Genomic DNA, 1,234 nt, shown 5'->3' on the forward strand with positions numbered 1-1,234 from the left:
CACAGAAATTATGACAGGTTGAGCTGTGGATATAACCTCTCTAATTTGACCCGTGCATCTTGATTGCTAAAACGCCAGTTGACTGTCGCGTGTTGTCGATTGCGTTCAAGTGCCCATGTTGCTGTTTCTCGCTTCATGGTCTCTCGATCGGGAATACGTCGATTCAGACATTGACGAGAGAGAACAGAAAGTTCAATTTCAACCATATTGAGCCAACTACCATGTTTGGGAGTGTAATGAAACTCTAATTTACGCAGGATTCGTCGGGCTTCATCTGGAGGAAACGTTTGGTACAGTGCCGCCGGAGTGTGAGTATTCAGATTGTCGAGAACAACTCGAATGATGAGGGCTTTAGGGAAAAATACATCCACTAAATCTTTCATACACTCAGCAAAATCTTGAGCCGTTCTTTGGTTGGTTACCTTAATGTGTCTCCATCGAGCCAAAGGTTGAAAAAAAGCAAATAAGTTACAAGTTCCTTCTCGTTTGTATTCGTAATCGTATCGTTCTGGCTGTCCGGATTGGCTAGGTAAGGGAATCCGTTTTTCGCTCAGGAGCTGGCAGGGTCGTTCGTCAAAACAGACTTGAGGATAGTCCCGGTCATAGGGTTGGGCATATAAATCTAAAACATTTTCCATTCTCCAAACAAAGTCTGCACCCACGGTCGGAATACACCACTGCTCCTTTAACCAAGGCTTAATTTGGTTTTTTTTAGGGTTCTACGTACTGTCTCATCACTAATGCTCTGTACTAAGTTCAATTCCACCAATCGGTCGGCTAATAGTTGCATAGTCCAAGACTCTCTGCCGGAGGGAGCATCGCTACAAGCTGTGGCGACTAAAAAGGCTTCCGTTTTCCCATCGAGTTGCCTTTTTCTTCCTTGACGGGGACGTTCTTTAAGAGCGCTCTGGACTCCCTCTTCGACGCATCTTTGTCGGGTTCGATGAACTGTGGATTCTCCCACCTTCAACATCGTGGCAATTGTCTCGTCTGGATGCCCTTCATCTGCCAGAAGCAGAATTTGCGCTCGTTTGACTATTCTTCCGGTCGTTTTTCCTCTGGAAGTGATGTTCCACAATAAAGAACGTTCTTCATCTGAGAGATTGACGATATATTTGATAGCCATGATTTTTGATAAGTCACTGGGTTCAGGTTCTCAAATCTTTGCCTACCTGTCAAAATCATTGTGGTGGACTACTAGGCTATCTGCGGAAGTGATACAGTAAGTCATCAA

Annotated in this window: 1 protein-coding gene; it reads right to left on the minus strand. The window is 44.7% G+C overall.

Annotated features, from left to right (window positions below; genetic code table 11):
• Window positions 1-8: 8 nt before the first annotated feature.
• A protein-coding gene (locus F6K37_RS43255; RefSeq protein ID WP_287257324.1) for an IS630 family transposase occupies window positions 9-1,126 on the minus strand; the annotation gives its coding sequence in 2 pieces (ribosomal slippage) (window positions 9-706 and window positions 706-1,126; 1,119 coding nt in all).
• Window positions 1,127-1,234: the final 108 nt, after the last annotated feature.

The organism is Moorena sp. SIO4E2, from assembly GCF_010671945.1.
Lineage (GTDB): Bacteria > Cyanobacteriota > Cyanobacteriia > Cyanobacteriales > Coleofasciculaceae > Moorena > Moorena producens.